We start from the raw sequence: 7,261 nt of genomic DNA, 5'->3' as shown, positions 1-7,261 counted from the left end.
TATCAGGCCCAGGCCCAGGCCTCTCAGCCCGTCCGGCGTTTGAGGACGAGGCCCCTTCAGGGCCGAAGGGGGGTCTGGGGCGCAGCCCCCGGGGATGGGACGGGTAGGGGCGGCGGGGGCCAGAACACCCCTCGGCGCGCCGCCCGGCATCATGACCCCATGCGTGCTGCCCGCCTCATCAAGATGGTGCTGCTGCTCCAGGCCCGGCCCTCCATGACCGGCGCCGAACTCGCCCGGGAACTGGACGTGTCCGAGCGCACCGTCACCCGCGACGCACAGGCCCTGTCCGAGGCCGGCGTACCCGTGTACGCCGACCGGGGACGGGCCGGCGGATACCGGCTGATCGGGGGATACCGGACCCGCCTCACCGGACTCGCCCGCCCCGAGGCCGAGGCACTGTTCCTCAGCGGCGTCCCGGGCGCCCTGCGCGAGATGGGACTGGAGGACACCGCCTCGGCGGCCCGCCTCAAGGTCGCCGCCGCTCTCCTGCCCTCCCTCCGCGACACCCCCCGTACAGCCGCCCAGCGCTTTCATCTGGACGCGCCCGCCTGGTTCAGCGAACCCCCGACCCCCGAGTCGCTGCCGGCGATCGCGGAGGCGGTGTGGGGCGACCGGCCGATCCTGGCCCGGTACCGGCGCGGCCCCGAAGAGGCCGAGGTGGAGCGCGCGTTGGAGCCGTACGGGCTCGTCCTCAAGGCGGGCGTCTGGTATCTGTGCGCCCGGGTGCCGAACCACACCGATCCCGAACCCGACCCCGGGCCCTTTCGGGTGTACCGCGTCGACCGGTTCACGTCCGTCGAAATCTCCGGTGCCGAACGCTTCACGCGCGACGACGACTTCGACCTGCCCGCGTTCTGGGAGGAGCGGGCGCGGCAGTTCGCGCGGTCGATCCTGCGCGCCGAGGTCGTCGTCCGGCTGTCGGCGGAAGGGGCGCGCGGACTGCCGTACGCCGTCGATCCCGTGACCGCCCGCGACGCGCTGTCGGCCGCCGGTGACCCCGACGAGCAGGGCCGGGTCACCGTGACGCTCGCCGTGGAGTCGGCGGAGGTCGCCCATACGCAGCTGGCGGCGCTCGGGCCGGAGGCGGAGGTGCTGGCACCGCCGGAGCTGCGGGAACGGTTCGCGCGGGACGCGCGGCGGCTGGCGGCGCTGTACGCCCCGTCACATTCCGGGTAGCTCCACGTGCGTCCGTCCCCTATAGGCACGATGCTGTACCCGTGATGGACGAGACGGATTTCTGGAAGCTGGTGGACGCGACCCGCGAGGCCGCCGAGGGTGACCCCGAGGACCAGGCCGACCTGCTGGTCGAACGGTTGCTGCAGCTCGATCCGGACTCGGTCCTCGACTTCGCCCGGCATTTCGAGGCTCGTTACAACCGTGCGTACCGCTGGGATCTGTGGGGCGCCGCCCGGGTGCTGCTCGACGGCATCGACGACGAGGGCTTCGACTTCTTCCGGTGCTGGCTGATCGGGCAGGGCCGCGAGGTCTTCGAGGGCGCCCTGCACGGCGACCCGGACTCGCTCGCCGATCTCCTGGACGACTTCGACCCGGAGATCGACGGGGACGGCGAGGAGCTGGGCTACGCGGCCGACGAGGCGTACGAGCAGCTCACCGGTACCCCCGCCCCGGATCTGGGTATTCCGCCCGCGCCGGCGGAGCCCGAGGGCACGCCGCTCGCCCTGGAGGACGAGGGGGCGCTCGCGGACCGGTTCCCCAAGCTGTGGCAGCGGTTCAAGGGCGCCTGAGATGCCGTAACCCCGCCCGCCCGTGTCCGCGGGCTCTTTTCGCAGCTCAGCGTCTGCCCTGGAGGCGGGCCGCCGTCTGTCTGATCGCCGGGAGGCGGGCCGTGAGGGCGGCGCCGGGGCAGCTCGTCATGTAGCCCGCGTTGTGGCCGGCCAGGGCGGGCAGGGTGACGGTCGTGCCGGACGCCCAGCGGCTGAGGGAGTTGCTGGAGACCAGGCGGGCGGTGCCGCGCGGGTCGATGCCCGAGAGGCCGAGTTTCCAGGCGGCGACGGCGGCGATCGCGTCGGTCATGGCCTGCGGCACGGGTACGCCCGCGGTGAAGGTGCCGAGGGCGGCGATTCCGGCGGTGCGATGGTTGAAGCCCTGGGTGTGGGCGCCGGTCACGGGGCGGTCGACGCCGCCCGCGCGGCCTTCGTAGACGGTGCCGCAGCGGTCGACGACGAAGTTGTAGCCGAGGTCGTCCCAGTCGCGGGAGCCGGTCTGACCGGCGTACAGGTAGCGGATGATGCGGGGCGCGTCGGCGCAGTCGTAGCCGTTGGGCGAGTCGGTGTGGTGGACGAACACGGCGACGACCCGGTCGTCGTAGCGCGGTGGTGGCTGGCGGCGTTCGGCGTCCCCGATCCAGGCGGTACGGGGCACGATGCGCGGTTTCGGGGCGGGGTGGGCGAGGGCCGGGCGGACCGCCGCGGGGTGCGTGCGGCGGGCGGGCGTACGGTCGACGCCGGCCGCGCACAGGACCAGTCCGGCGGCGGCCGCGATTCCGGGCATGCAGGAGAGCGCCACGCGGGCGGCGCGCGGCACGCGGCGGACACGCGAGTCACCCATGGACCCCATGGGCCCCACTGTGGGCCGGTTCCGCTCCGCCCGCGATGTGTGGTGTGCCACTTGGTGGAACCAATGCTCCGGTCCAGGACGTTTTCAGAGGTCCAGGGACCGGATACGCACAGGTGACTGAACGGCGACTGATCACCGTGCCCGTCCCGCGCGTACTACCGCATGTAACCGCGTGTACGGGGGACCAACGGGGCACCGAGGGTCCGGAGAGAGGCGGCCTGAGTGGACCTGCTCGACATCCTGCTGTTACTGGTGATCCTCGGCTATGCCGCGTCGGGGTACCGGCGTGGCCTGGTGGCGGGCTGTGTCTCCCTGGCGGGATTCGTGGGCGGCGCCGTCATCGGGGTGTGGGTACTGCCGTGGATCATGGAGCTGGTGGAGGCGGACACGCCCCCGGCGACGGTGACCGCCGTGCTCACGGTGCTGGTGCCGGCCGTGGTGGGACACGAGCTGATGGGCAGATTCGCGCTGAAGCTGCGCCGCGAGCTGGACCAGGGGCCGCTGCGGGTGGCCGACGGGATCGGCGGGGCCGTGGCGAACGCGGTCGCCGTGCTGTTGGTGTCGTGGGTGGCCGCGAGTGTCCTGGGGGCCTCCTCCTCGCCGGTGGTCACGACGGCGATCCGGGACTCGGCGCTGCTGGGGGCGGTCCAGGACTCGATGCCGTCGACGACCCCGACCTGGTTCTCGCGGGCCACGTCCGCGCTCACCCAGGCGGGCTTCCCGCAGGTCTTCAACCCCTTCGAGAACGAACCGGCGACAAGCGTCGCCAAGCCCACCGGTGACAGTGTCACGGTGAGCGCGACGAACGCGGCCAAGCGGAGCACGGTCAAGATCGAGGGCGTGGCGGGCACCCAGGGCCGCGAGGGCAGCGGTTTCGTGTACGCGGCCCGGCATGTGATGACCAACGCCCACGTGGTGGCGGGCATCGACGACCCGACGGTCCGGATCGGCGGTGTGGGGACGGCGTACAAGGCGACGGTGGTGCTCTTCGACCCCGAGAAGGACGTGGCCGTGCTGTACGTCCCGGAGCTGCGCGCGCCCGTGCTGCGCTTCGACGACAGCGCGAAGCGGGGCGACTCGGCGGTGGTCGCGGGCTATCCGCAGGACGGCGACCTGAACCTGCAGGCGGCGACGGTCGCCGACAAGGTGCGGGCGAGGGGCCAGAACATCTACAACAGCGAGACGGTGACCCGCCAGATCTACTCGATCCGCTCGACGGTCCGCCCCGGCAACTCCGGCGGCCCGCTCCTGACCACCGACGGCAAGGTGTTCGGCGTGGTCTTCGCCCGCTCGACGTCCGACAACGAGACGGGCTACGTCCTGACGGTGAACGAGGTCTCCGACAACGCCGAACGCGCGGCGACGGCGACGACGCCGGTGGACACGGGCGACCTGGTCACGTCGTGAGAGAAGGGCCCGCGTGGGCGGACGACGGCGGACGACGGGACTTTGCGGACACGCCCTAGAGCGACCGGCCCATGAGTACGTCGTCCACGAACTCACCGTCCAGCAGGAACTCCCGGGGCTGTATGCCCTCGACGACGAAGCCCTCCGACTCGTAGAGCTTGCGGGCCGGGGTGTTGTGGCCGAGGACGCGCAGCGAGAGGCGCAGGGCGCCCCGGCGGCGGGCCTCGGTCACCGCGGACCGGATCAGCAGCCGTCCGACGCCCGTGCCCCGCGCCTCGTCCAAGACGGCGAACCCCTGGATCTGGAGCACGTGCGCGTTCGACGCGAGCGGAGTGGCCCGGGCGAGCTTGATGTAGCCGACGACCCGGCCGTCTCCGGTCACGGCGACCAGATGGTCTCCCGGGACGGAGTTCACGCCGAAGAACGGCGTGTACGGCGGTCTGGCCCGGGGTGTGACGGCGTGCAGCGTGGACCAGGTGGCGCGGTCGAGTCTGCCCAGGGCCTCGTCGTCCTCGGGCCGGGCGAGGCGTACGAGCGGCTCGGGGCGCGCAGGACGGTCCTGGGGCTCGGGGCCGTCGTACGGCTGACGCGGTTGCTGCGGCTCGGGCGGCATGGGGGTCACTGGATCACGATAGGGCGGGGGTATGACAGCGGGGCAGGGTCCGGTGGCGCAGGATGGAGCGTATGGAACGCTCGCGAATCGCGGTGGCCGGTGCGTCCGGTCTCATCGGTACGGCTCTGGTGCGGTCCCTGACCGCCGACGGACATGAAGTGCGCCGCCTGGTACGGCGCGCGCCCCGGGCGAAGGACGAGGTGCGCTGGGACCCCGAGCGCCGGACGGTCGACGCCGCCGGGCTCGCGGGCTGCACCGCGGTGGTGAACCTGGCCGGGGCCGGCATCGGGAACCGGCGCTGGACGGACTCGTACAAGCGGGCGATCCGCGACAGCCGGGTCCTGGGCACGGCGACGCTCGCCGAGGCTGTCGCCTCGCTGGACGAGCCGCCACGGGTCTTCGTGAACGGCAGCGCGATGGGCTACTACGGGGAGACCGGCGAGCGGGCCGTGGACGAGGACAGCCCGGCGGGGGACGGTTTCCTGCCGTCGGTGTGCGTGGAGTGGGAGGGGGCCGCGGGCGCCGCCCAGGATGCGGGCGTACGGACGGTGTTCGTGCGGACCGGGCTGGTGGTGGCGCGCGGGGGCGGGGCCTGGGCAAAGCTGTTTCCGCTGTTCAAGGCGGGCCTGGGCGGGCGGATGGGCGACGGTTCCCAGTACTGGTCGTTCATCGCGCTCCACGACGAGGTCGCGGCGATCCGGCATCTCATCGACACCGACGGGCTGTCCGGGGCGTTCAATCTGACGGCACCGCGGCCGGTGACCAACCGGGAGATCACGGCGGCGATGGGGCGTGTGCTGCACCGGCCGACGCTCTTCACGGTGCCCGCGCCCGTGCTGCGGCTGGTGCTGGGCGAGATGTCCGGGGAGGTGCTCGGCAGCGCGCGGGTGCTGCCGAAGCGGTTGCTGGAGTCCGGGTTCACGTTCTCGTTCCCGGAGGTCGACGACGCGATCCGGGCGGCGCTCGCCTGATCCCTCTCCGCGCCCCTGCCCCGCACCAGGATCACCGGGTGCGACCGTATGCGACCGCTGTGCGACCGTGCCCTGTCCATGCGCGACTCCCGCCCGCCGTGCGCCGACCTACTCTCGGTCGGAACGGTCCGATCGACCGAACTCGCTTATCCCGTACGCCGGTTGGGGCATCGGCGCCCTGACCGGCCGCGCCACCGCGAACGAGGGAGGGCACGTGCTTGAGCCCGCGTACCAGGCGGACGTCGTCATCGTGGGGGCCGGGGTTGCCGGACTCGCGGCGGCCCATCGGCTGACCAGCGCAGGAGTAACGACCGTGGTCCTGGAGGCCGCCCCTTACGTCGGCGGCCGGATGGCGACCGAGAAGCTCGACGGTTTCCGGCTCGACCGGGTCGGGCAGCTGCTGTCCACGTCGTATCCCGACCTACGGCTGGCCCCGGGCCTCGACGCGCTCGTCCTGCGTCCCTTCGACCCGGGTGTCCTGGTGCACAGCGACGGGCGACGGTACCGCGCGGGCGCTCCGCTCGGCGGAGGGGGCGCACGGGGCGCACTCGGTGCCGTGCGCGCCCTGGCAAGCGCCCCGAGGCCGGCCAGGACGGTCAGGTCCGTCAGGTCGGTCAGGTCGGTCAGGTCGGTGAGGTCCTCCAGGACGGTGGCGTCGGCGATGGCGCGCACCGGCACACCCCTCGGCGGGATGGTCGGCGGGGCGTTCGGTGGCGCGGTCGACCAGGCCCGGCTCGGCGCCGCGCTCACCCGGCTCGCCGGGGTCCCCGTGCACCGGCTGCTGGCCCGGACCGAGCTGCCGGCCGCCCAGGCCCTGGCGGGCCGCGGCCTGCCCGCCCGGACGATCGAGGGCTTTCTGCGCCCGCTGCTCGCCGCGCTGCTCTGCGACCCCGATCTGACCACGTCGAGCCGGTGCGCGGATCTCGCGCTGCGGGCGTTCGCGAGCGGCCGGCTGTGTGTGCCGGAGGGGGGTGCGGAGACCCTGCCGGAGCTGCTCGCGCGGGCGCTGCCGCCGGGCACGGTGCACACCGGGGTCCGGGTCACGTCCATCGCCACGAACCTCGTGACCACCGCCGACCACGGGGAGCTGCGCTGCCGTGCCGTCCTGGTGGCGACCGACGCCCGCGCCGCCTCCGGTCTGCTGCCCGGCCTGCGCGTACCCGACTTCCACCCGGTGACCGTCGTCCACCACACGGCCGACGAGGCGCCCACCACCGGTGCGTCCCTGCTCCTGGAAGCGGATCGCGGGGGCCCGGTCGCCCACACGGCGGTGATCAGCCGGGTGGACCCGTCCCGCTCCCCCGCCGGCCGCCCGCTGATCTCGTCGACGGTGCTGGGCACCCCTCCGCAGGACCTGGAATCGGCCGTACGTACGCACCTGGCCCGTCTCTACGGGGTGTCGACCACGCGGTGGGAGACGCTCGCCGTGCACCACACACCCGAGGCGGTGCCCGCGATGCGCCCGCCGCACGATCTGCGCCGCCCGGTACGGCTGCTGGCGGGCCTGTACGTGTGCGGCGACCACCGGGACACCAGCACCGTCCAGGGCGCCCTGCACTCCGGGCACCGGGCCGCGTCCGCGATCCTGACGGACCTGGGCGCGGGCCCGATGCACATGGCGGAGCCGCTGCGGGCGACCACGACGGAGGAGGAAGCGGCGGCCGCGTGAGCGACCCGCGCCAGGTCGTGTCCG

7 protein-coding genes are annotated in these 7,261 nt (G+C 73.3%); 5 read left to right on the top strand and 2 right to left on the bottom strand.

Annotated features, from left to right (window positions below):
- Positions 1-159 precede the first annotated feature (159 nt).
- Both ADL01_RS40540 and ADL01_RS40535 read left to right on the top strand, forming a co-directional pair.
- Entirely contained in the window at positions 160-1,176 is a 1,017-nt protein-coding gene (locus ADL01_RS40540) for a helix-turn-helix transcriptional regulator (protein WP_053747113.1), read from the top strand.
- Between the two features lie 44 nt (positions 1,177-1,220).
- Positions 1,221-1,745, top strand: a complete 525-nt coding sequence (locus ADL01_RS40535; RefSeq protein ID WP_053747112.1) for a DUF4240 domain-containing protein — start codon at positions 1,221-1,223, stop codon at positions 1,743-1,745.
- Between the two features lie 46 nt (positions 1,746-1,791).
- On the opposite strand, the gene ADL01_RS40530 is transcribed toward ADL01_RS40535, so the two are convergent.
- A complete protein-coding gene (locus ADL01_RS40530; protein ID WP_053747111.1) occupies positions 1,792-2,568 on the bottom strand; it encodes a peptidoglycan recognition protein in 777 nt (258 codons plus the stop codon).
- A 231-nt stretch (positions 2,569-2,799) separates the two neighbouring features.
- Between ADL01_RS40530 and ADL01_RS40525 the strand changes: the two genes are divergently transcribed.
- Positions 2,800-3,984: a MarP family serine protease gene (locus ADL01_RS40525; RefSeq protein WP_053747110.1), complete on the top strand. Its 1,185-nt coding sequence runs from the start codon at positions 2,800-2,802 to the stop codon at positions 3,982-3,984.
- Between the two features lie 55 nt (positions 3,985-4,039).
- Here ADL01_RS40525 and ADL01_RS40520 read toward each other — a convergent pair whose 3' ends face one another.
- A complete protein-coding gene (locus ADL01_RS40520; RefSeq protein ID WP_078961063.1) occupies positions 4,040-4,597 on the bottom strand; it encodes a GNAT family N-acetyltransferase in 558 nt (185 codons plus the stop codon).
- Between the two features lie 71 nt (positions 4,598-4,668).
- Here ADL01_RS40520 and ADL01_RS40515 point away from each other — a divergent pair, with 71 nt between their 5' ends.
- The gene (locus tag ADL01_RS40515) at positions 4,669-5,568 is read left to right on the top strand and encodes a TIGR01777 family oxidoreductase (protein WP_053747109.1); all 900 of its coding nucleotides are present in this window, start codon (positions 4,669-4,671) and stop codon (positions 5,566-5,568) included.
- Between the two features lie 214 nt (positions 5,569-5,782).
- Positions 5,783-7,237, top strand: coding sequence for an NAD(P)/FAD-dependent oxidoreductase (locus ADL01_RS40510; protein WP_053747108.1), 1,455 nt, complete (start codon positions 5,783-5,785; stop codon positions 7,235-7,237).
- The last annotated feature ends 24 nt before the right edge of the window (positions 7,238-7,261 follow it).

The organism is Streptomyces sp. NRRL WC-3618 (assembly GCF_001280005.1).
In the GTDB taxonomy this organism is placed as follows: domain Bacteria; phylum Actinomycetota; class Actinomycetes; order Streptomycetales; family Streptomycetaceae; genus Streptomyces.
Note: the sequence above shows the minus strand (reverse complement) of the source record. Positions and strands in the feature narration are given on the sequence as shown.

Coding starts and splice junctions, on each gene's coding strand:
- ADL01_RS40540 (WP_053747113.1), top strand. CDS start 160: ATGCGTGCTGCCCGCCTCATCAAGATGGTGCTGCTGCTCCAGGCCCGG.
- ADL01_RS40535 (WP_053747112.1), top strand. CDS start 1,221: ATGGACGAGACGGATTTCTGGAAGCTGGTGGACGCGACCCGCGAGGCC.
- ADL01_RS40530 (WP_053747111.1), bottom strand. CDS start 2,568: ATGGGTGACTCGCGTGTCCGCCGCGTGCCGCGCGCCGCCCGCGTGGCG.
- ADL01_RS40520 (WP_078961063.1), bottom strand. CDS start 4,597: ATGCCGCCCGAGCCGCAGCAACCGCGTCAGCCGTACGACGGCCCCGAG.
- ADL01_RS40515 (WP_053747109.1), top strand. CDS start 4,669: ATGGAACGCTCGCGAATCGCGGTGGCCGGTGCGTCCGGTCTCATCGGT.